This is a genomic window from Pseudomonas sp. IT-P176 (assembly GCF_949767245.1).
Classification (GTDB): domain Bacteria; phylum Pseudomonadota; class Gammaproteobacteria; order Pseudomonadales; family Pseudomonadaceae; genus Aquipseudomonas.
Window position 1 is genome coordinate 81,520 of sequence record NZ_CATKPN010000030.1, and the last position, 19,075, is coordinate 100,594.

Here is a 19,075-nt window from a genome sequence, read left to right on the forward strand (position 1 = left end):
GCAGCATAGATAAGGAGCCTTCCATGCGTATCAATCCACCACTAGTCGCACTCGCCATAGGTGCCTTTGGCATCGGCGTTACCGAGTTCGCCCCCATGGGCATGTTGCCGGGTATCGCTGCCGATCTCGGCGTTTCCATTCCCGCCGCCGGTCTGTTGGTCAGCGCTTACGCCCTGGGCGTACTGCTCGGCGCGCCGCTGATGACCCTGACCACCGGCAGGATTCCCCGGCGCTATCTGCTGATCGGGCTCATGGCAATTTTCACCCTGGGTAATCTGATGTCAGCCCTGGCTACCGATTACTACAGCCTCATGGTCGCCAGGGTGGTGACCTCACTGAACCACGGTGCGTTCTTTGGCGTTGGCTCGATCGTCGCCGCTAGTGTGGTCGCCCCTGAGAAGCGTGCCGGGGCGGTTGCGGCAATGTTCATGGGCCTGACCCTGGCGACCATCGGCGGCGTGCCGCTTGCCGCCTGGTTTGGCGAACTGTTCGGCTGGCGCACCTCATTCTGGGGTATTACCGGCCTCGGCGTGGTGGCCATGGCGGCGTTGTGGTTCGCCCTGCCCAACCTGCCGGCGCCGAAAAGCGTCGGTGTACTGGCCGAGATTCGGGCATTGGGCCGTGGCCCAGTGTTGGGGGCGTTGGCCCTGACCGTAGTCGGCTCGGGGGCAATGTTTACTGTCTTCACCTACATCGCGCCCATCCTCAGCAGCGAGACCCACGCGTCCACCGCTTACATCACTGCCATGCTGGTGCTGTTCGGTGTGGGGTTGACGCTGGGCAACATGTGGGGCGGGAGGGCCGCCGACCGCTCGATAGATCGCACCCTGATCGTTTCGCTGAGCGTACTGATTCTGGTCTTGCTGGCGTTCACCGTACTGATGCGTTGGCCGCTGCCGGCCGCCGTTGCCATCTTGATATGGGGTATCGCCAGCTTCGCCCTGGTGCCGCCGCTACAGATGCGCGTCATGGAAGCGGCCAAGGACGCGCCCAATTTGGCCTCTGCGGTGAACATCGGAGCGTTCAACTTCGGCAACGCGATTGGTGCGGCGCTGGGCGGCGCGGTGATCAATGCCGGAATGGGTTATCCAGCGATCTCCCTAGCCGGAGCGGCTATGGCGGGTCTGGGGCTGCTGATGGTGTTGGCGTATGCCTGGCGCTCCAGAGCGATTGCCGCAGCGCTTGTGTGACGATGATGTGAGGGGGCTGTTAGTCGCCATGGATGAGTGACGGCTAGCGGCCAGACACAACCTAGGGTGGATTGAGCCTGGTGTCCAAAGCGAATTGTTCTTGGCTAACGAGTTCAAACAGATCCTGCGCAGCAGCGGGATTCATCAGCACATTCCAGCTGTGCCGAGAAACCGCCGAAGGTATCAATACGAAGGGATGCTGAGCTAGGAGGCCGTCACCGAACTGCTGTTGGCCGCGGCCGGGGGAGCCTGGAAATAGCCAGTTGGCATTCGGTACCGAGTTCGGCATCACCCGGTGAACCAACTTGATTTCTTTTACCCGGGCACACGTCAAGACGTGTGGGACAGTGTCCAATGCCTGAAAGCCTTTATGCACCGCCATCTCAAGAATTGCCGTGGAAGGATCCGCCGAGCAATACACAGCCTTGCAACCTTTAGAGTTCCACCGGCCGCCGGCAATTTCAGCGCCTATACCGGACGACCAGGTGGACGCATGCTTCTCCTGATCAAGACGCCACAAATACAACTCACCATTGCCTGGCACTATCGTCATCAGGAATACACCCCATACTCCATGCGCGTCAAAAAGTCCTCGACAAGCTCGAAGCCCATTTGCGTGGTCAGAAGATCTATAGGCGCCTTCCCTTCAAGCCCCATTGCTGGCGACGTCATCCAATTAACCGCTTGCTGACGATCACCCAACACTTCTTCAGCCTTGCTCAACACCGTAGCCAAGCGCCAGGTGCCGTTTGTTTGTTCAGCGGTCAGCGGCTCAGGACTCTTGATCCGACGCTGCACCGTACGATCAGACAGGCCAATGATCTTAGAAAAAACGTGATGGTCACGGAACTGGCTGTACGATTGAACAAACGAGATGACCAGGTCCGACGGAAAGCCTTTCTCCATGAGCGCGTGAAGCTCAAATGCGCTGGTGGCTTTGAGCTTTTTCCCCTCACCGAACAGCAATTGCAGCGGACGTATTGGGTCGTACGCTATTGGATAGGACTCTTTGCCTGCAGCAATCATGATCGCACTCCTCTGCCATATGGCTAAAATATAGCGCCACTTGACAGAAATTGCCAGCTACGTCGAAAGAGGTCACTTCCCGATGATAGGGCCGAAGGGGGACGGATTTATTAATAGGGCAGGCAGGCCGCCTTTGGCCGATAGCTGCCCGTTACGAAGGGCCCCAATCGACCCATTGCTGCCAGTCGTGGCTGGCAGTCAATGATAGATTTTCAGGAAGGCTTTACATTCAATGCACCTAAGATTTGATCAGCTACGCTTGGTGTAAGACAAACTTCAAGGATGATTCTGTCCAACTGGCTAACCCAACCTCTGAAGGTGGCTCGAATTTGTCCTCGCGTGCTCAAGCACAATCTATTTCTTTGAATAAATACCCTCCGACCGTTTGCACTTGCTGACGAGATTAGACGAGGCTTCAGATGGCACCCGTTAGAAAACATTGGCATTCTGTCGCCGTTCGATGGGAATCGGAGGCCCAATCTGAGTGCCTGAAAACGCTGGCACCAATCGATGACCGTAGGGCGAGTTGTCGATGCTCACTGTCCACTTTAATCATCTGGTGACGCGTTTATAGTGACTCGACGGATGAACAGGAGCAGCCCGAGTGGGATGTATGAAAAGGAGGATGTTGGCCGCGATTCTGGCTTTCAGCTCATCCCATGTTCTGGCCGATGAGTGGCAGGTATTGACGCACAGTACCGGCCTTGAGGTGTCCCGTACGAGCGGGAGCCTGCGCGGCGTGCCACATAGTGGGAAGCGCGCCTTCTACCTAGAGCTGGTACGAGCGTTGTTGTCAGAGCTCGGCGAGCCTATGGAGATTACCGAAGTGCCACTGGCTCGAGGCTTGGCGCTGGTACAACAAAACGAAGGCATTGCCTTTTTCAATGTAAGCCGAACGGCGGACAGGGAATCGACCGTCAATTGGGTAGGGCCGATTTCCAGCGAAACGGATCGGCTATATGAAAGCGCCGAACATCCAACCGGAATCAATACGCTATCTGATGCTCGCCATTTACCCGTCTGTGTGCTGAACCACAACGTGGATGATACTGCCCTTGTGAGCCAAGGTTTTACTGCCATCATCCGTAGCAATAGCTATTCGGGTTGCTTCAAGATGCTGCAAGCGGGCAGAGTGCTGCTTGTAGCTTCATCGATATGGGGCTTACAACATAAGCTGGCCGAAGCCAAGGTCTCTGCCTCTGCATTGCGTCTAACGCCGGTGACGATCCTCACCTCCGATGGATACATAGCACTGTCCAAAAGCACACCTGGTTCGGAAGTGGCTCGATGGCAACGGGCCCTCGACCAGATCAAACAGAGCGGCAAATATGACGACATATTGAGTCTTTATGCGGATTGATCGGGCTGTACGAGATCTATCCTACCGAGAAGAAAGCAGGCACAAAGGAAACGACTGATTTGAACTGATTTAACCGGTCGCGCATTTCACCAGAAAGGCTGGAGGATGCAGAAATCTAGATGTTTATTGCTCCGTGTATCGACGTCCAGCGCCAAAAAAAGCCTTTTAAATTGGCCTGTTGGTACTTCAATATCAACTTCAAACCATAGCCTGCGAAAACGCAGAGTGGGTGGCTCTGGTCATTGTCGACAAGCTCGGTGGGCTCTGGCGATCACATTCTTAGGTGTATTGTTCTACAACATGAGGATCTGCGAGCTACCCGGCTCAAGGAGCGAATTCGTGTTTACCTGAGTGACCGCTATTGGCCGATTGCTGCCCGATACTACAGGCAGAAATCGGTCAGAAGTGAACGTTCGAGTGCTTGCTTTTCTCGACGGCTATTGCAATGGCCCGATTGCAGCGCTGCGGGTCCCGGCGAACGCACTCGTGCCAAGCCAGCGCCATATGTTTTGCGCATCCTGTACAGCCCCGTCTACACGCAGTTCTTGCGACTGAAGAACCTCCCTTGGTGTTCGGTCGCCCGCCCAGACCTCGGTCAACGCGCGCACGCTAGAGTCCACGACGAGGGTGAGCTCGCGTCCGGGATCGTCGCGGCACAGATCTGCCACACCGTGTTCGACCACCAGCCACCAATCTTGCTCGCCGGCCCGCGCGTCGCGGAATCTGAAATGGATGACCACTGTCCTGGGCGGGAACATCTCGATGCGTGCGAACCGGCGCACGTCCCACATGAGCAAGCCCGCGTCGAGTTCGTTATCGCGAAGGCGACTGCCTATCCAACGCGCGCCCCAATGGCCAAGCGCCATAATGATCGGGCGCAACTCCTCGCCGGCCTCAGTCAGGCTGTACTCCCAGACGTTGCCTGTGGCCGTGCGATGTACGACACCGATATCTTCCAAGTGGCGCAACCGCTGTGCCAGCAAGCTGGTGGACATCCGGGGTACGCCTCGACGCAATTCATTGAAGCGCTTACTGCCGCATAGCAGCTCGCGCACGACCAAAGGCGTCCAGCGCTCACACAGTGCTTCAGCACCGCGCGCGACGGTGCAGAACTGACCGTAGCTTTCGTCCATCGCCTGTACTCCGCAACTAAACGCTTCAGATTCTGAACTAGTCCCGCGACGTCGCCGCGCGCACGCTGAACTCCTCGATAGCCCACCGCAACAGGAGAACGTCATGACCAAGATAGCCATCATTCAGCGCCCGCCAGTGCTGCTCGATCGCAGCGCGACGATCGCTCGAGCCGTGCAATCGGTCGCGGAAGCTGCGCAGGCGGGAGCCTCGTTGATTGTGTTGCCCGAATCGTTCATTCCCGGTTACCCGTCGTGGATCTGGCGGCTGGCGGCGGGAAAAGACGGCGCGGCAATGGGCCAGTTGCATACGCGCCTGCTGGCGAACGCCGTCGATATCGCCAACGGTGACCTGAAGGAATTGTGCGAGGTCGCCAGCGCTCACGCCGTGACAATCGTGTGCGGCATCAATGAATGCGAGCGGCATAAAGGAGGCGGCACGCTATATAACAGCGTAGTCGTTATCGGTACCAACGGCGAAGTACTGAACCGCCATCGCAAGCTGATGCCAACGAACCCCGAGCGCATGGTCCATGGTTTCGGCGATGCGTCGGGGTTGCGTACGGTCGATACACCCGTCGGCCGCATCGGTACGCTCATCTGCTGGGAAAACTACATGCCCCTGGCGCGCTATTCTTTGTATGCACAGGGCGTGGAAATCTACGTCGCCCCCACGTACGACACCGGCGAGGGCTGGATTAGCACGATGCGTCACATTGCACTCGAAGGCCGTTGCTGGGTGCTCGGCAGCGGTACGTCGTTGCGCGGTAGCGACATTCCTGATGACTTCCCATCTCGTGCGCAACTGTTTCCCGATCCGCAAGAGTGGATCAACGACGGCGACTCGGTGGTGGTCAACCCTCAAGGCCGCATCGTGGCCGGCCCATTACACCGAGAGACGGGCATTGTGTATGCGGACATCGATGTCTCGCTCGTGGCGCCAGCACGGCGGACGCTTGACGTCACCGGGCACTATGCGCGCCCTGACATTTTCCAACTGCAGGTTCGACGCACGCCAGCAACTGCGGTGCACTACATTGACGGGTGAAGCCCGCTAACACGTTGACGGCCCCTCCCCACTCCGGCGGCAGCCGTAACCACTGATCAAGGAGTCATTCCATGAGCATAGAAAAGTCTTACAACGGCCGTTGTTTTTGCGGCGCGGTCGAGTTCACCGTCAGCGGTGAACCGGCCGCCATGGGCTATTGCCATTGCGAGTCGTGTCGACATTGGTCAGCGGGGCCGGTCAACGCGTTCACACTGTGGAAACCCGAGGCAGTGCAAGTCACTCGGGGTGCTGAGAGCATTGGCACCTACAACAAGACACCGCGCAGTTATCGCAAATGGTGCAAGCAGTGTGGCGGGCACCTCTTCACCGAACACCCGGAAATGGGGCTCATCGACGTGTATGCCGCGGTGATCTCCGATCTCGCGTATTCGCCAAGCGTCCACGTCCACTATCAGGAGACCAGACTGCCCATCAAAGATGGGTTGCCCAAGCTCAAGGATGTCCCCAGCGAATTAGGGGGATCGGGCATCAGCGTGGACGAATAGAGTTCGCACGGTAGCGTGGGGCGTGCCAACCTCGCTTGGGCCCGCCCTCGCCTCACATTCATCATTACTCTGGCGTAACTCGGGTTTTGCTCTGCGTCAAAGTCAGGCTCAACAGGACCGAAATCAACAGGATGCCGCCGACCATGGCCAGCGACCATTGAACTGGCAGATGCCACCACGGCGCGACCAGCATCTTGCTGCCGATGAACACCAGTACGACGGCCAGGCCATATTTGAGCAAGTGGAAACGGTAGGCCATGTCGGCAAGCAGAAAATACAGTGCGCGCAGGCCCATGATGGCGAAAATGTTGGAGGTGAACACGATGAAGGGGTCGGTGGTCACGGCGAAGATCGCCGGGATGCTGTCGACCGCGAACACCAGGTCACTGGCCTCGATCAGGACCAGCACCAGGAACATCGGCGTCGCCCAGCGCAGGCCGTTCTGGCGCACGAAGAAGCGCTCGCCGTGAAAGCCGTCGGTGATCCGCAAATGGCTACGTAGCCAGCGCAGCAAAGGGTTTTTATCGAGATCGGGTTGCTGGTTGGCGAAGATCAGCATTTTGACGCCGGTGATGACCAGGAAAACGCCAAAGACATACAGCAGCCAGGCAAACTCCTGCACCAGCCAGGCACCGGCGAAAATCATCCCGGCGCGCATGATGATGGCGCCGAGCACGCCATAGAGCAGGACGCGGCGCTGCAACTCTGGCGGCACGGCGAAATAGCCGAAGATCATCACGAAAACGAACATGTTGTCGATCGACAGCGACTGCTCGATCAGATAGCCCGTGAGGAATTCGAGCGTTGTACGCTGGGCCACTTCGGCGCCGAACTGGCTGCGCAGATACCACCAGAGCAGCCCCGCGAAGACCAACGCCAAACTGCTCCAGGCGATGACCCAGGACAGCGCTTCACGCACCGAAACACGATGCGCCTTGCGCCCGCCGAAGACGAAAAGGTCCAACGCCAGCATGGCGAGAACGAATCCGATGAAGGCGGCCCACATCCAGGACTGGCCGACGCTGATGGCGGTCATTCAACTATCCAGGTTTGGTCGATACTCATGCAGAGCGGCGCGATTACTCGCCTAATGTCAGTGATCATGCTATCGGGCATGTCGCAACAACAAAAATCGTTTATTCGTGGCTTGTTGTTCGTTTTTTCCGAAGTATTAAAGCCGGCAGTGCAGGCCTATATTGAATAGTGTCGATCCAGTTAGTTGACGCGTTAAGAGATCGCCAAGGGTGGACAAACGACAGTGCTGGGGGCGCTAGCGGATAACCCAGAATGTTTGGAGGTGCCACATGAGGAAGTATCAACAACTCTTTCTGATCGCAGGTTCAACCATGCGTCACTCGCCAGCGATGGAGCGGGCAATCGCACTGGCCGATGCCACCGGTGCAGCGCTGCATATCGCGGTGTTCATCGAAGACTTCGACCATATGCGGTTAATGAGCAACAGCGAACAACTGCATGAGCGTTGCCGGCAGGAGAACCAGCAGTGGTTGGCGGATGAGGCCGAACTCATGCGCAGCAAGGGCATCAACGTGACCACCGAAGTTGCTTTGACCCGCGACCCGCTGCAAGAGATCCTTGAACATGTGGCTCAAATGCAGCCCGACCTGGTGATCAAGGACGTCCATCACGAATCAGCGCTCAAGCGCGTATTCGTCACGCCTTTGGATTGGCAGTTGTTGCGCGATTGTCCGACGCCTGTACATCTGGTCAGCGAAGTCAGGTGCCCGCTTCCTCGGGTGATAGTGGCCGCGGTTGATCCATCGCATCCAGAGGGACAGATCCGCGCAATCAACGACAGCATCATTCAGGCGGCGAACGAATTGGCGGCGCAATGTGCAGCCCAGGTGCACCTGCTGTATGCCTATGAACTGACACACACCCATTTCTCTGATGCAGGTGCTGGTGCCGTGACGATGCCAGGCTTCAGCAACGACGTGCGGCGGTCACTTGAGAAGTGCTTCGTTGCCCTGGCTGAACGCTACGGCGTGCCACCTGAGCGCCAACACTTTATTGCGGGGCCGCCCACCAAAGCGATGGTCGACTTTGCGACGCATACGCGAGCGGATGTCTTCGTCATGGGAAATACCCATCACCAAGGGGTGGCCAAGCTGCTTGGCAGTACCACGGAGCATGTCCTGTATCAGGTGCCCTGCAGCGTTTTGGCCATCAAGGTAGAAGGAGCAAGGAGCACCTGCCAATAACATAAATCCGTCGAGGCGAGAAACAACTCGAACATACGGCGTGCTTGATAGGCGCTGCACAAGGGCTGATTCAACTCAAGCTGAGCGCTGAGCGATTGTCAGTAATATCCCGAAGCTCACGAGTAGACCTCCAAAAATTCGGTCAATCCATTGTCGTGCAGCGAACAGCTTCTCGCGCAGCATCCCGGCTGAGAAGCACAGCGCGATGAGGCTGAACCACACCGCGTGCGCTCCAGCGATGAAAAGCCCATATGCAATTTGTACAGTCAAGGCGGTGTCCGGTCGTACCACGCCCATGAACAGACTAACGATGAAGATCGATGTTTTCGGATTCAACGCGTTCGTCAGAAATCCCGTACGCAGAGCTGCAAGATCTGATATGGCCGGTGGCGGTGCGTCTAGCTGTTCAATAGCCGGCTTGGAACGAAGCATTTTGCTGCCGAGGTAGATGAGATACGCAGCTCCAGCCAGTTTCAGCGCATTGAACAACCAAGGCGATTGTTGAAGCACTAACCCTAGTCCGAGCAGCGTATAGCAGACGTGGACAAGCACCCCCAAACCAATTCCCACAGCTGTGAGGACGCCCGCCCGTCGAGACAGTAGCAATCCATTGCGAGAAACCATGGCGAAATCCGGCCCAGGACTGATACATGCCAGTATTGTAATGGTGACTACTGCTATCCATTCGCTCATGCGGTACCCTTCGAATTATTGCTGGTAGAAAGCAATATTTACAGAACCAGCGCCCTGGTAAAAACGATGATTTCTGAAGAAAACGGTGACTACGACTCACCAATCTCTGAGACCCGCATGCCTTCTCTGCTCGCGTTGCGTTGCTTCGAATCCGCCGGACGATTCGAAAATTTCGCCCGCGCGGCTGACGAACTGCATCTCACACCTGGTGCCATAAGCCGAGCAGTACGCTTACTTGAAGAGGATCTGGGCATTGACCTGTTCGAGCGGCGTAGCCGAAGGGTTTTTTTAACGGACGCCGGAAGACGCCTGGCGAAAGCAGTTAGTGAGGGGCTTGGAGTGATGAACCAGGCAGTTCGCGAGATACGCTCCGATGCCCGTCGTGCTCGTCAGCTTGTGCTGTCCTGCGAGCCAACGCTGTTAATGCGATGGTTGATACCTCGTTGGAGCGACTTCCAAACACATCATCGAGGGCCAGACATTCATTTAGTGGCCGGCGGCGGCATCTTTTCATTCGACCATGGCATAGATTTAGCCATTCGGCGGGACGATTTTCCTCGCCCCTCCAGTTATCATTCCGAGCCCCTATTTCCAGAGAAGATCGGCCCTGTCTGCCGGCCAGAAAAGGCAGATCAGTGGTTTGGCAAAAGCAGGAACTGCCTGAGTTCCACCGCCCCGCTGCTGCAGACGACTAGCCGACCTAAGGCTTGGCAGGAGTGGGCTAGTGCAAAAGGGCTGCTCATTCCCGCCACAGAGATGCAATCTTTTGAGCACTTTTATTTCAGTATCCAAGCGGCTGTCGCAGGCCTCGGGGTAGCTATTGGCCCATGGCACTTAGTGCGCGACGATATCCAGAGCGGCGTGTTAGTCGCGCCATTAGGATTTGTTGAAGACGGCTCACGCTACTGCCTGTTATCTCCCACACCACCTAAGCCAGGCAGCTTGGAAATGGATTTGCTTAATTGGTTGCAGGCAGTGGGCTGAAGCTTGTCGATCTACAGTTACTTGCACTGCGAACCAGACCAGCGTAGCTAAGACCGGGCCGAATACGCCTACAGGTTAAGGCGCAAGGAAAGCGGCCCGATGCTGACTACAATGTTGCGCTTTTGGGAATGCCATTACCCTACTGAGCGAGATGTCCATATCCAGCCGCGCGGGTGAAGTCGGCCAACTGCCAAACATCACCGTTCGCCCCCCACGTGCCATCAACCACATCCTGGATTTGTATTGAGGTCAGCAATTGGCGTTGATCGTCCGGCGCAAGGCTCGATTTTATTGCTCCGTGCAGTCCACGCACGTAGCGCTGGCGCATCGGTGCATCAAGGACGCCGGCAGGCACCTTGACCATGACAATGCAGGGGACAACATGGGCATGAGGACCCACGCCTCCACACAGCCAATTATCTGCCTGGACTTCTTCGATAAGCACCCAGCACAAAGCACGCTGCTGTGGGGCGTCACCCATCTGTTCATTATCCATCGCCACGTCACTCACGCTGCGGAGCAGTTGTTGGCGCTGAGTCTGATTGAACGCTTCGGTAGGCACCTTGATCAGGATGTTCGGCATGACAAAACCTCGTTGTTATCTGGAGGCGCCATTGAACCCGTTCCTTGCGCTCAGGATAAGTGACCGATTCGTCTTCTTTCGGGCATAATCGGACAATGTACGATTTCACTATTGTGGTCATTCCCGGGGCGTTCGCCTCAAGTGTCGCGGCCACTCTGGATATCCTTTCCACCGCTGCGACACTTGCAGTGCGGCAAGGTTTTGCTGTGCCACGCTGGCGAGTGTGTGGACCACGGCCAGGGCTGATTCCCCTTGGGCAAGGCATGCTCCTGCAGGTCGACGAACTGACTACAGACGTCGAGGACAATTCCTGTTGGGTTATTCCCGGCCTTGGTATCAGCGATGTCGACGCGCTGCGCAACCGTCTTGAGGAAGACTGGGTACTTCAAACACTGCCCGCGCTGAGGGCACATGCGGCCCAAGGCAAGGACATTGCAGCTTCATGCTCGGCGGTTTTTCTGCTGCATGCCGCTGGATTGCTGAAAGGCCGACAGGTTACGACCACGTGGTGGCTCGCCCCACAGTTGTCGAGCATCGCGCCTGACTGCCTCGTCGACCCCAATGTCATGGTTCTCTGCGATCCACCTCTGACAACCGCTGGTGCCGCCTTCGCGCAGACCGACCTGATGCTACATCTACTGCGCAGGCGCCTATCACCCGAACTCGCCGACTATGTGGGCAAGATCCTTCTACTCGATGGTCGACAGTTGCAGTCTCCGTTCATCAACCCCGCGATCATGGCCCTGGGCAATTCGCTTGTCGCCAACCTCACCACCTACATAGAAGCACGGCTGCCCTATCCGCCCAGTGTCCCGAGTCTTGCGGCATACGCCGGCATGTCTGAGCGAACGTTGTCCCGCCACCTTCGAAAAGCAACCGGTCTTTCAACCCAGCATTTGATCCAGCGTGTGCAGTTGCACAGGGCCCGCGTGCTGCTGGAAACCAGCAGATATTCCGTTGAATCTATCGCCGAGCAGGTGGGCTACCAGGATGCCACGGCCCTACGGCGTCTGATGCGCCGCCTGTTGAACGTTTCGCCAAAACAACTGCGCCCGTCAGCGGGCATCTGATACATGGCAAAATTGCTGCGTGAGCCTGTCCGTCTAGCGGAGGGGGTTCAAGGTAGCGCTCTGGACGAAATGGCGTTGGGTCATGGCTGTATCGAAACTCAAGAAGACAATACTTGCGAGTGTTGTTGTGCTGGGGCCTCGTGTCTGAGCGATTGCTGCCAGGTTAGCTGCTCCCGAACTTTAGCTACTGCATCCAAGACGCTCTGTGCCCAGTTCTCATCTTCAGGATGCACGACAACCACGCGAAAACCGTGATCATGCCCTTCAGTCCGCACGCCGTCGGAATCATCGACATGCAAGTCGATATCGAAGGCTGGCGGAAATTTCGAGGGCGAGTTCGCAAGCCCATGCGCCGTCAGGGCGTGGTAATGCCGAACACTGTTGACCACACCGTCGACGCGGATACCGTAGAGCAATAGCCAACGCCGGATGTAGGACGGAGTGCGGCCGGACGAGGTGTAGACCCAGATGCTGCAACCCTGGCGACGTAACTCTCGGGTCAGGGAACGCGTTCCGATACGCAACGGCTCCCCCAGCCAACGATGAACACAGGCCGGCAGCCAGCTTTTTTCAACTGCGCAGTGGTGCAGTTGGCAAGCCAGCGTGTCATCAATATCGAACGAAATCCGTATGCGCTGACGTCTGAACACGTGCATCGGGATGACACACTGGATTGCTTGCCATACCCGGCTACCGGAAGTTCGGCATTTTGCAAGCGTTGGATACCAGTTCATCAATGCCCTCTCTGATAGACGGGCGAGGGTTTGTCGCTCAGGAAAAATCTCATTGAGTCAGGCGCCTGCTCTTCCAGGAAAGCTGCATACTTTTTCTTGATCTTGGGCAATTCGTACAATGCCTTGACACCATGCTTGGCGGAGTTTCGTATGACCGATGACGGGTTGAAGTAACCCTCGGCGTTGTCCAGTGCCAGCACGAACGGCGGCAGTCCTGCGCGCATCAGCAAGTAGCTGACGATCAGTGACCCGCTGCGGTTATTGCCTTCAATGAACAATTGCGGCTTGCTGAGGATACGTACATAGACACCGGCCGCACGCTTCCAGACTGATTCGCTGCGATACGCGCCGTACCAATTGTGTAAGTCCTTGATTCCTCCCTCTACATTGTTGAAGAAGTGCTCCTCAGTCGCAGCAAGATGCTGGGCATACTCCCGTCGGCGCGCTGGGTTTCGACCGCAGAGAACGGTGGCATTGATTTCCAGCATCAGGTTCAGTTGCTGAAGATCAAACAAGTCGACGCCACTTGCAACGTAGTCGTCGATCAGCGCATAGCCCTCGAGCACATTGTGCAGCACTTCATCAGTCAAGGGGTCACGCGCCTCTGTAAAGTGCCTGCTTAGCTCGGCAAAGCGGCTTTGCACCTCACGCAGTGCGTGCTCAATCGCTGGCAAATCAAGACGGCGCGTTGCAGACATTGGCAATCCCGAGAGACGGTAGAAAAGAAGGAAAAACGACCGGACGCCTCCAAAGCACTTTGACTTTTGGGGACATGCGGCCTTGACCGGACGGTGTTACTTAACTGAATTTCCCGCTGATGTAGTCCTCAGTCATTTGTTCGCGCGGGCTGCCAAAAATCTGGGTCGTTGGGCCCATCTCAACTAGATAGCCGGTGCGCGTACCCTGAGAAATATCCACCGAGAAAAAAGCCGTCGTATCGGCAACACGGATCGCCTGCTGCATATTGTGGGTCACCAGAGCAATGGTGTAATCCTTCTTCAATTCGACCATCAACTCCTCGACCCGGCGGGTGGCGATCGGATCAAGCGCCGAACAGGGCTCATCCAGTAACAGCACTTCCGGTTCGGTTGCGATAGCGCGGGCGATACATAGCCGTTGTTGCTGCCCACCGGAAAGTGACAGGCCGCTGACCTTGAGCTTGTCCTTGACTTCATCCCACAGTGCGGCGCCTTGCAAGGCGTGCTTTACGCGGTCGCCCAGATCACCTTTGTAGCGATTGAGGCGCAGGCCAAATGCAACATTGTCGAAAATGCTCATCGAGAACGGGTTCGGCTGTTGAAATACCATGCCGATGTAGCGGCGCACGACCACCGGATCAACGCCCTTGCCGTAGACGTCTTGCCCGAGGAAATGCACATGACCCTCAAAGCGAAAGCCTTTGACCAAGTCGTTCATCCGATTGAGGCTGCGTAGCACGGTGCTCTTGCCACAGCCGGAAGGACCGATGAAGCCAGTGATCTTGTTTTTTTCGATCGGCACATGGCTGTCACGTACCGCCATGAAGTTGCCATAGAAAATCTTGTCCAGTTTGCAGTCCATGACCACAGGCGCCTTGGTGACAACCGGAGCGGCTTTTTGCGCAATTGATACGTTCAAAATTCAGATGCTCCCGCTCTCAATACTTGGGCTTGCCGAAAATACGGCTGATAACGTTCACGACCAACACGATCATCACCAGCACCAGCGAGGCCGCCCATGCGAGTTCAAGTTGGTTATCGAAGGGCATGCCGGAGAAGTTGTAAATCAGCACGGCAAGCGATGCCGTCGGATTCATCACCGCAAGGCTGCCATCGTGGTAGATCCAGTAGTTGCTGAACAGCGCGGTAAACAACAACGGCGCTGTCTCACCCGCGGCGCGCGCCACGGCCAGCATCACGCCGGTAAGGATCGCCGGCAGGCCGGTAGGCAAGACGATTTTCCAGATCACCTGCGAGCGGGTGCAGCCCATACCATAGGCGGCATCCTTCATGATTTTGGGCACCATGCGCATCGACTCTTCGGCTGTCAGCACGACAATGGGCAGCATCAGCACCGCCAGTGCCACACCACCCGCAGGTGCCGAGTAGGTACCAGTGGTCATCACCACCAGGGCATAGGCAAATACCCCAGCCAAAATGGAAGGCAGTCCTGTGAGCATCTTGGCGGCAAAACGCGCAGCGTTTGCCAGCTTGCTGTCTGGCCCCAGTTCAGCCAAGAAGATGGCCGCCATGATGCCGACCGGCACCGCGATTGCGGCCGCGATACCGACCATGACAAAGGTGCCTGCCATCGCGTTGCCGAAGCCACCGCCAGTCTCGAAACCCGTCGGCGGCAGCTCGGTAAACACCTCCAGGCTCAGACGAGCCCCTCCACGCATAATCAGCATGTAGAGCACGGAAATCAGCGGCACGCTGGCAAGTAGAGCGCCGCCCCAAACCAGCGTGGTCAACACCAGGCTGCGCAGGGCGCGACCTTCAAACTTACGCTGAAGGCTTGGCAAATCGGTTATAGGGGAAGTGAGGTCAGTCATCATTTAGTACCACGTTGGGCATAGACCATAATCATGGAACCGATGATGTTCACCAGTAGCGTGATCAGCATCAGCACCAGTGCGGCGTACATCAAGACCTCGATCTCGTTTGGCCCGGCTTCAGGGAAATTCAGCGCCAGCAAGGCCGCCAGCGTATTGGCCGGAGCAAACAGAGAAAGGGAAATATTGTTCGCGTTGCCTACCAGCATGGCCAGGGCCATGGTTTCACCCAGCGCACGGCCCAGACCCAGTACCAGGGAGCCGAAGATTCCAGTGGCGGCGGATGGCACCATCACCTTGAGAATCGCTTCCCAATGGGTGGTTCCCATGCCATAGGCGGCCTGCTTGGTTTTCATCGGCACGCCGGTGAGGGCGTCCTGCGAGACAGCGGCGATGGTGGGCAGAATCATGATGGCCAGCACTAATGCCGCAGGGAGCAGTCCCGGCCCGCTCAAGGACGTGCCGAAAAAAGGTATCCAGCCGAGCTCGCTGTTCAACCACGCCGTCAGCGGGCGAATCGCCGGAATCACCACATAGATCCCCCACAGCCCATAAACCACGCTGGGAATGGCGGCGAGCAATTCGACAATGGTGCGAAAAACGGCGGCAAGCTTGGCGGGCAGAAAATCCTGGGTCAGGAAAATCGCCATGCTGACGCCGAAAAAACCAGCAATCACCAGGGCGATCAGGGCGCTGTAGAGCGTGCCCCAAATGGCGGGCAGAATGCCGTACTTGCCTTGATTCACGTCCCAGACAGTGCCGAAAACGACGTCCAGACCGTGCTTGTCCATGCCCGGAATAGCCTTGCGCCCCACCTCAAATACCAGCGCAAACACCAACGCCAGAACGAGAACCACGCCTATGCGTGAGAGCGCACGGAAGGTGCGATCCACCAGATAGTCCTTCGTAGAAGGTGGTTGGCAGGCAGAGTCCGGGTTAACCGGTACGACAAAAGGTTTGTTCATTGGTTAATTCCGGAACAGGGGGAGGAACTCTCCCGGCATGAGTGACATGCACATACCGAAAGAGACTCACGAGCGTTACTGGATGTTGGCGGAAGCTTTACGAACCTGGTCGATGACCGATTGTGGCAAGGGGATGTAACCCATTGAGTCGGCAATTTTCTGCCCCTCGGTCAGGCTGTACTCGACCATTTCGCGCATGGCCTTGGCCTTAGCCGGATTCTCGTTCTGCTTGCGGAAGATCATCCAGGTATAGGAAGTGATCGGGTAGGATTTGGCACCGTCCGGATCAGGCAACCAGGCCACCAGGCTCTCCGGCATCTTCACCGCCGCCAGAGCCTCGGCACCACTTTCGGCGTTTGGTACAACGTACTGGCCGGCTTTGTTCTGCAGTTGGGCAAAGTCAACCTTGGCCAGCTTGGCAAAGCCGTATTCGATGTAGCCGATGGCGCCCGGGGTCTGGCGTACGGTGGCGGTCACACCATCATTCTTGGGTGATTTGATGAATTTGTCGCTGGCAGGCCAGTTGACGGTGTTGCCCTCACCCAGCGCCTGCTTGAACTCTTGATTGATCGCCGCCAGGTGCTTGGTGAACACCGCAGTGGTACCGCTGGAGTCTGCGCGCACGACCACGGTGATCGGCGTGTCGGACAGTTTCAGGTCCGGGTTGGCTGCGATGATCTGCGGATCGTTCCAGCGAGTGATCTTGCCGAGAAAAATGTTGGAGTAAACGTCGCGTGGCAGTTTTAGCCCCTTAGGGTTGCCCGGCAGGTTATAGGCCAGCACGATTTCACCCGCCGTCATCGGCAGTAACTGAGCACCCTCGGAGACCTTGGCAATATCTTCGTCTTTCATGGCCGAGTCACTGGCAGCGAAATCAACGGTTTTGTTCAGGAAGTCCTGTACACCCGCACCACTGCCCTTGGATTGGTAATCCACCGTGACACCTTCGGTTTTCTTGCTGAAATCTTTGAACCAAGTGAGGTAGATCGGTGCCGGGAAACTGGCTCCGGAACCTGTTAGGCGGACGCTCTCACCAGCGAAAGCCACCGAGGTGGCACAAAGAGAAACCGTAATAGCGAGCGCAGCAGACTTCATCAAACATTTCATTAAAAAACTCCTTGTCATGACGGGCTCAGGGAGTCTGCGATAATCCTGTTACGTTTTTATGAAAGACGATGGCAAAACACTAGCCCGCCCCCATACCGCCGCCGCAATGCCTTCTGATGTAATTACTCCGTAACAAATTGCGACTAAGACTTTTCCATCCCTTACGACGGAATTTCTCCCATGTTCTCAACTGAAGAGACCCTGATACAGCGCATCCACCGCGAGCTGCTTGATCACAGTGACGAAGAACTGGAACTGGAATTATCCGAAGACGGGCACGACCTGAATGCACTGTTCGATGAACACGCTCAGGAAGGAAGTGCACGGGAGGCCCGACGACTTTATTTCAGCGAACTGTTCCGCCTGCAAGGTGAGCTGGTGAAGCTGCAAAGCTGGGTCGTCAAGACTGGCCACAAAGTAGTGATCCTGTTCGAAGGGCGCGATGCCGCCGGCAAAGGTGGCGTGATCAAACGCATCACCCAACGACTCAATCCACGGGTATGCCGTGTCGCGGCCCTGCCTGCGCCCAACGACCGCGAACGCACGCAATGGTATTTCCAGCGCTATGTTTCGCATCTGCCAGCAGCGGGCGAAATCGTGTTGTTCGACCGAAGTTGGTACAACCGCGCCGGGGTCGAAAAGGTCATGGGGTTTTGTGATGACGATCAGTACGAAGAGTTTTTCCGTACAGTGCCAGAGTTCGAGCGGATGCTCGCTCGCTCCGGTGTACAACTGATCAAATACTGGTTCTCAATTTCCGACCAGGAACAGAACTTGCGTTTTCTCAGCCGCATTCACGACCCGCTCAAGCAGTGGAAACTCAGCCCAATGGATCTGGAGTCCCGTCGGCGTTGGGAGGCCTATACCAAGGCTAAGGAAATCATGCTTGAGCGCACCCACATTGCCGAAGCACCGTGGTGGGTGGTGCAGGCTGATGACAAGAAGAAAGCGAGGCTCAACTGCATTACCCATCTACTGGCGCAAATGCCCTATGAGGAGGTGGAACTACCGGTGATCAATTTACCGCAACGTGAGCGGCAGGAAGACTACTTCCGTAGTCCAACGCCAGCCGAAATAATCGTGCCTCAGGTTTACTGATATTCATTACCGGATTGTTGTATCAGCTTTGCGAGTGACTGCACTGTCGTGCAACAAATGAACGGGTATTACCAGGGTTCTGCCAACCTCCCTTCTAGACGCCGCGATCTAACTCGAATCGCCTTCACTGGCGCGTAACAAGGGTCACCGGAGATTGTCTTGAAAGATTCATGCAGTCTATTTTGTGGCAGATTTGTTTTAAAAAGATCCATCTCACATGCCTGCTGGATAAAGTATTTTTAATGAAAAGGGTTAGAAGGCAGCTCAGTAACATACTTTAAGTAATATTGGCCCGAGGACTAATTTTATTTGGCCAACGCCTCGTAAACAGGAACCTCATTGGAAATGCAGCACGAAGGCAATTCCCCTCCCCCTCCTGCTCAACCTCCGCTGGAACTGCCTGGCTGCGCGATGCCTCGGCCAGGCAATAGTAAGCACATTTGGTGTTCACCCCGCCGATGGCTGAACAACGGCGAGGTGAAGTTGATGGAGCGAAGGCTTCAGGACGCGGCGGGAACCGTCACGAGGAAAGGCACGGTACGAATCTTGTCGCCGCCCTTGAATTGAATCCACAAGGTATAGGGCCCCGCATGCGCAGGTTTGGCATGCAGCATCAACTGCGCCGACACCGCGCCTGAATCGCCATGGCCGCCGTGGGTTGACTGCCCCGGCATCGGCGCCGCCATGGATTGCCGCCGCGCCTGGCACCGCCAGGCCAACGGTCAGAACCTGTTTGGTACCCATATGGGTGACTCCTCATTCGATAAATGGTGGCTGGCGACAGGAAATCTGCCGCACAGCCGTCCTTCGCCGAACACCGCAAGCACAGCGC

21 protein-coding genes are annotated in these 19,075 nt (G+C 56.6%); 8 read left to right on the top strand and 13 right to left on the bottom strand.

All coding sequences use genetic code 11. From position 1 onward, the window contains the following. Window positions 1-23 precede the first annotated feature (23 nt). Window positions 24-1,190 carry an MFS transporter gene (locus ACM6IP_RS04050; protein ID WP_414861006.1) on the top strand — a complete coding sequence of 389 codons (1,167 nt, stop codon included), beginning with the start codon at window positions 24-26 and terminating at the stop codon, window positions 1,188-1,190. 61 nt (window positions 1,191-1,251) lie between these two features. On the opposite strand, the gene ACM6IP_RS04055 is transcribed toward ACM6IP_RS04050, so the two are convergent. Together ACM6IP_RS04055 and ACM6IP_RS04060 are read right to left on the bottom strand one after the other, a co-directional pair. Then, on the bottom strand, window positions 1,252-1,743 hold the full coding sequence (locus ACM6IP_RS04055; RefSeq protein WP_414861007.1) for an RES family NAD+ phosphorylase: 492 nt from the start codon (window positions 1,741-1,743) through the stop codon (window positions 1,252-1,254). Further along, window positions 1,743-2,216 (bottom strand): antitoxin Xre/MbcA/ParS toxin-binding domain-containing protein, encoded by a 474-nt coding sequence (locus tag ACM6IP_RS04060; protein ID WP_095169150.1) that lies wholly within the window; start codon window positions 2,214-2,216, stop codon window positions 1,743-1,745. The genes ACM6IP_RS04055 and ACM6IP_RS04060 overlap by 1 nt, the downstream gene beginning before the upstream one ends. A gap of 628 nt (window positions 2,217-2,844) precedes the next feature. Between ACM6IP_RS04060 and ACM6IP_RS04065 the strand changes: the two genes are divergently transcribed. Continuing rightward, window positions 2,845-3,576 (top strand): substrate-binding periplasmic protein, encoded by a 732-nt coding sequence (locus tag ACM6IP_RS04065; protein WP_159987301.1) that lies wholly within the window; start codon window positions 2,845-2,847, stop codon window positions 3,574-3,576. A gap of 437 nt (window positions 3,577-4,013) precedes the next feature. On the opposite strand, the gene ACM6IP_RS04070 is transcribed toward ACM6IP_RS04065, so the two are convergent. Next, the gene (locus ACM6IP_RS04070) at window positions 4,014-4,709 is read right to left on the bottom strand and encodes a winged helix-turn-helix transcriptional regulator (protein WP_095169148.1); all 696 of its coding nucleotides are present in this window, start codon (window positions 4,707-4,709) and stop codon (window positions 4,014-4,016) included. Between the two features lie 103 nt (window positions 4,710-4,812). Here ACM6IP_RS04070 and ACM6IP_RS04075 point away from each other — a divergent pair, with 103 nt between their 5' ends. Both ACM6IP_RS04075 and ACM6IP_RS04080 read left to right on the top strand, forming a co-directional pair. Beyond that, window positions 4,813-5,754: a carbon-nitrogen hydrolase family protein gene (locus tag ACM6IP_RS04075; RefSeq protein WP_414861008.1), complete on the top strand. Its 942-nt coding sequence runs from the start codon at window positions 4,813-4,815 to the stop codon at window positions 5,752-5,754. Between the two features lie 71 nt (window positions 5,755-5,825). Next, complete coding sequence (locus ACM6IP_RS04080) at window positions 5,826-6,260, top strand: GFA family protein (RefSeq protein WP_095169146.1); 435 nt, start codon at window positions 5,826-5,828, stop codon at window positions 6,258-6,260. A gap of 64 nt (window positions 6,261-6,324) precedes the next feature. On the opposite strand, the gene ACM6IP_RS04085 is transcribed toward ACM6IP_RS04080, so the two are convergent. Continuing rightward, window positions 6,325-7,296, bottom strand: a complete 972-nt coding sequence (locus ACM6IP_RS04085) for a TerC family protein (RefSeq protein ID WP_414861009.1) — start codon at window positions 7,294-7,296, stop codon at window positions 6,325-6,327. 268 nt (window positions 7,297-7,564) lie between these two features. On the opposite strand from ACM6IP_RS04085, the gene ACM6IP_RS04090 reads away from it, so the two are divergent. Next, window positions 7,565-8,479, top strand: coding sequence for a universal stress protein (locus tag ACM6IP_RS04090; protein WP_401127700.1), 915 nt, complete (start codon window positions 7,565-7,567; stop codon window positions 8,477-8,479). Window positions 8,480-8,554: 75 nt separating this feature from the next. Here ACM6IP_RS04090 and ACM6IP_RS04095 read toward each other — a convergent pair whose 3' ends face one another. Continuing rightward, on the bottom strand, window positions 8,555-9,172 hold the full coding sequence (locus tag ACM6IP_RS04095; RefSeq protein ID WP_401127698.1) for a LysE family translocator: 618 nt from the start codon (window positions 9,170-9,172) through the stop codon (window positions 8,555-8,557). A gap of 66 nt (window positions 9,173-9,238) precedes the next feature. Here ACM6IP_RS04095 and ACM6IP_RS04100 point away from each other — a divergent pair, with 66 nt between their 5' ends. Further along, entirely contained in the window at window positions 9,239-10,156 is a 918-nt protein-coding gene (locus tag ACM6IP_RS04100; RefSeq protein WP_401127696.1) for a LysR family transcriptional regulator, read from the top strand. A gap of 139 nt (window positions 10,157-10,295) precedes the next feature. Here ACM6IP_RS04100 and ACM6IP_RS04105 read toward each other — a convergent pair whose 3' ends face one another. Next, on the bottom strand, window positions 10,296-10,739 hold the full coding sequence (locus tag ACM6IP_RS04105) for a tautomerase (RefSeq protein ID WP_414861010.1): 444 nt from the start codon (window positions 10,737-10,739) through the stop codon (window positions 10,296-10,298). A 95-nt stretch (window positions 10,740-10,834) separates the two neighbouring features. Here ACM6IP_RS04105 and ACM6IP_RS04110 point away from each other — a divergent pair, with 95 nt between their 5' ends. Continuing rightward, complete coding sequence (locus ACM6IP_RS04110) at window positions 10,835-11,809, top strand: GlxA family transcriptional regulator (protein WP_095169142.1); 975 nt, start codon at window positions 10,835-10,837, stop codon at window positions 11,807-11,809. Between the two features lie 98 nt (window positions 11,810-11,907). Here the strand turns inward: ACM6IP_RS04110 and ACM6IP_RS04115 are convergent, their stop codons facing one another. The 6 genes from ACM6IP_RS04115 to pstS form a co-directional block, all read right to left on the bottom strand. Further along, window positions 11,908-12,543 (bottom strand): hypothetical protein, encoded by a 636-nt coding sequence (locus ACM6IP_RS04115; protein ID WP_095169141.1) that lies wholly within the window; start codon window positions 12,541-12,543, stop codon window positions 11,908-11,910. After that, window positions 12,543-13,241 (bottom strand): hypothetical protein, encoded by a 699-nt coding sequence (locus ACM6IP_RS04120; protein ID WP_414861011.1) that lies wholly within the window; start codon window positions 13,239-13,241, stop codon window positions 12,543-12,545. Before ACM6IP_RS04120 ends, ACM6IP_RS04115 begins: the two co-directional genes overlap by 1 nt. 100 nt (window positions 13,242-13,341) lie before the next feature. Beyond that, complete coding sequence (pstB, locus tag ACM6IP_RS04125) at window positions 13,342-14,103, bottom strand: phosphate ABC transporter ATP-binding protein PstB (RefSeq protein WP_045058436.1); 762 nt, start codon at window positions 14,101-14,103, stop codon at window positions 13,342-13,344. 76 nt (window positions 14,104-14,179) lie between these two features. Next, window positions 14,180-15,073: a phosphate ABC transporter permease PstA gene (pstA, locus tag ACM6IP_RS04130; protein WP_095169167.1), complete on the bottom strand. Its 894-nt coding sequence runs from the start codon at window positions 15,071-15,073 to the stop codon at window positions 14,180-14,182. Next, window positions 15,073-16,038, bottom strand: coding sequence for a phosphate ABC transporter permease subunit PstC (gene pstC, locus ACM6IP_RS04135; RefSeq protein WP_159996429.1), 966 nt, complete (start codon window positions 16,036-16,038; stop codon window positions 15,073-15,075). Before pstC ends, pstA begins: the two co-directional genes overlap by 1 nt. A gap of 75 nt (window positions 16,039-16,113) precedes the next feature. Further along, window positions 16,114-17,145: a phosphate ABC transporter substrate-binding protein PstS gene (pstS, locus tag ACM6IP_RS04140; protein ID WP_095169137.1), complete on the bottom strand. Its 1,032-nt coding sequence runs from the start codon at window positions 17,143-17,145 to the stop codon at window positions 16,114-16,116. A gap of 180 nt (window positions 17,146-17,325) precedes the next feature. On the opposite strand from pstS, the gene ppk2 reads away from it, so the two are divergent. Then, on the top strand, window positions 17,326-18,243 hold the full coding sequence (gene ppk2 / locus ACM6IP_RS04145; protein WP_095169136.1) for a polyphosphate kinase 2: 918 nt from the start codon (window positions 17,326-17,328) through the stop codon (window positions 18,241-18,243). Window positions 18,244-18,743: 500 nt separating this feature from the next. Here the strand turns inward: ppk2 and ACM6IP_RS04150 are convergent, their stop codons facing one another. Continuing rightward, complete coding sequence (locus tag ACM6IP_RS04150) at window positions 18,744-18,929, bottom strand: hypothetical protein (RefSeq protein ID WP_414861012.1); 186 nt, start codon at window positions 18,927-18,929, stop codon at window positions 18,744-18,746. Window positions 18,930-19,075 lie beyond the last annotated feature (146 nt).

Bases quoted from the DNA above. Each gene is read 5' to 3' on its own strand.
- ACM6IP_RS04075 (WP_414861008.1), top strand. From the start codon at position 4,813: ATGACCAAGATAGCCATCATTCAGCGCCCGCCAGTGCTGCTCGATCGC.
- ACM6IP_RS04095 (WP_401127698.1), bottom strand. From the start codon at position 9,172: ATGAGCGAATGGATAGCAGTAGTCACCATTACAATACTGGCATGTATC.
- pstC (WP_159996429.1), bottom strand. From the start codon at position 16,038: ATGAACAAACCTTTTGTCGTACCGGTTAACCCGGACTCTGCCTGCCAA.
- ACM6IP_RS04115 (WP_095169141.1), bottom strand. From the start codon at position 12,543: ATGAACTGGTATCCAACGCTTGCAAAATGCCGAACTTCCGGTAGCCGG.
- ACM6IP_RS04150 (WP_414861012.1), bottom strand. From the start codon at position 18,929: ATGGCGGCGCCGATGCCGGGGCAGTCAACCCACGGCGGCCATGGCGAT.
- ACM6IP_RS04090 (WP_401127700.1), top strand. From the start codon at position 7,565: ATGAGGAAGTATCAACAACTCTTTCTGATCGCAGGTTCAACCATGCGT.
- pstS (WP_095169137.1), bottom strand. From the start codon at position 17,145: ATGAAATGTTTGATGAAGTCTGCTGCGCTCGCTATTACGGTTTCTCTT.
- ACM6IP_RS04110 (WP_095169142.1), top strand. From the start codon at position 10,835: ATGTACGATTTCACTATTGTGGTCATTCCCGGGGCGTTCGCCTCAAGT.
- pstB (WP_045058436.1), bottom strand. From the start codon at position 14,103: ATGGACTGCAAACTGGACAAGATTTTCTATGGCAACTTCATGGCGGTA.
- ACM6IP_RS04060 (WP_095169150.1), bottom strand. From the start codon at position 2,216: ATGATTGCTGCAGGCAAAGAGTCCTATCCAATAGCGTACGACCCAATA.
- ACM6IP_RS04100 (WP_401127696.1), top strand. From the start codon at position 9,239: ATGATTTCTGAAGAAAACGGTGACTACGACTCACCAATCTCTGAGACC.
- ACM6IP_RS04120 (WP_414861011.1), bottom strand. From the start codon at position 13,241: ATGTCTGCAACGCGCCGTCTTGATTTGCCAGCGATTGAGCACGCACTG.
- ACM6IP_RS04080 (WP_095169146.1), top strand. From the start codon at position 5,826: ATGAGCATAGAAAAGTCTTACAACGGCCGTTGTTTTTGCGGCGCGGTC.
- ACM6IP_RS04085 (WP_414861009.1), bottom strand. From the start codon at position 7,296: ATGACCGCCATCAGCGTCGGCCAGTCCTGGATGTGGGCCGCCTTCATC.
- pstA (WP_095169167.1), bottom strand. From the start codon at position 15,073: ATGACTGACCTCACTTCCCCTATAACCGATTTGCCAAGCCTTCAGCGT.
- ACM6IP_RS04050 (WP_414861006.1), top strand. From the start codon at position 24: ATGCGTATCAATCCACCACTAGTCGCACTCGCCATAGGTGCCTTTGGC.
- ppk2 (WP_095169136.1), top strand. From the start codon at position 17,326: ATGTTCTCAACTGAAGAGACCCTGATACAGCGCATCCACCGCGAGCTG.
- ACM6IP_RS04105 (WP_414861010.1), bottom strand. From the start codon at position 10,739: ATGCCGAACATCCTGATCAAGGTGCCTACCGAAGCGTTCAATCAGACT.
- ACM6IP_RS04055 (WP_414861007.1), bottom strand. From the start codon at position 1,743: ATGACGATAGTGCCAGGCAATGGTGAGTTGTATTTGTGGCGTCTTGAT.
- ACM6IP_RS04070 (WP_095169148.1), bottom strand. From the start codon at position 4,709: ATGGACGAAAGCTACGGTCAGTTCTGCACCGTCGCGCGCGGTGCTGAA.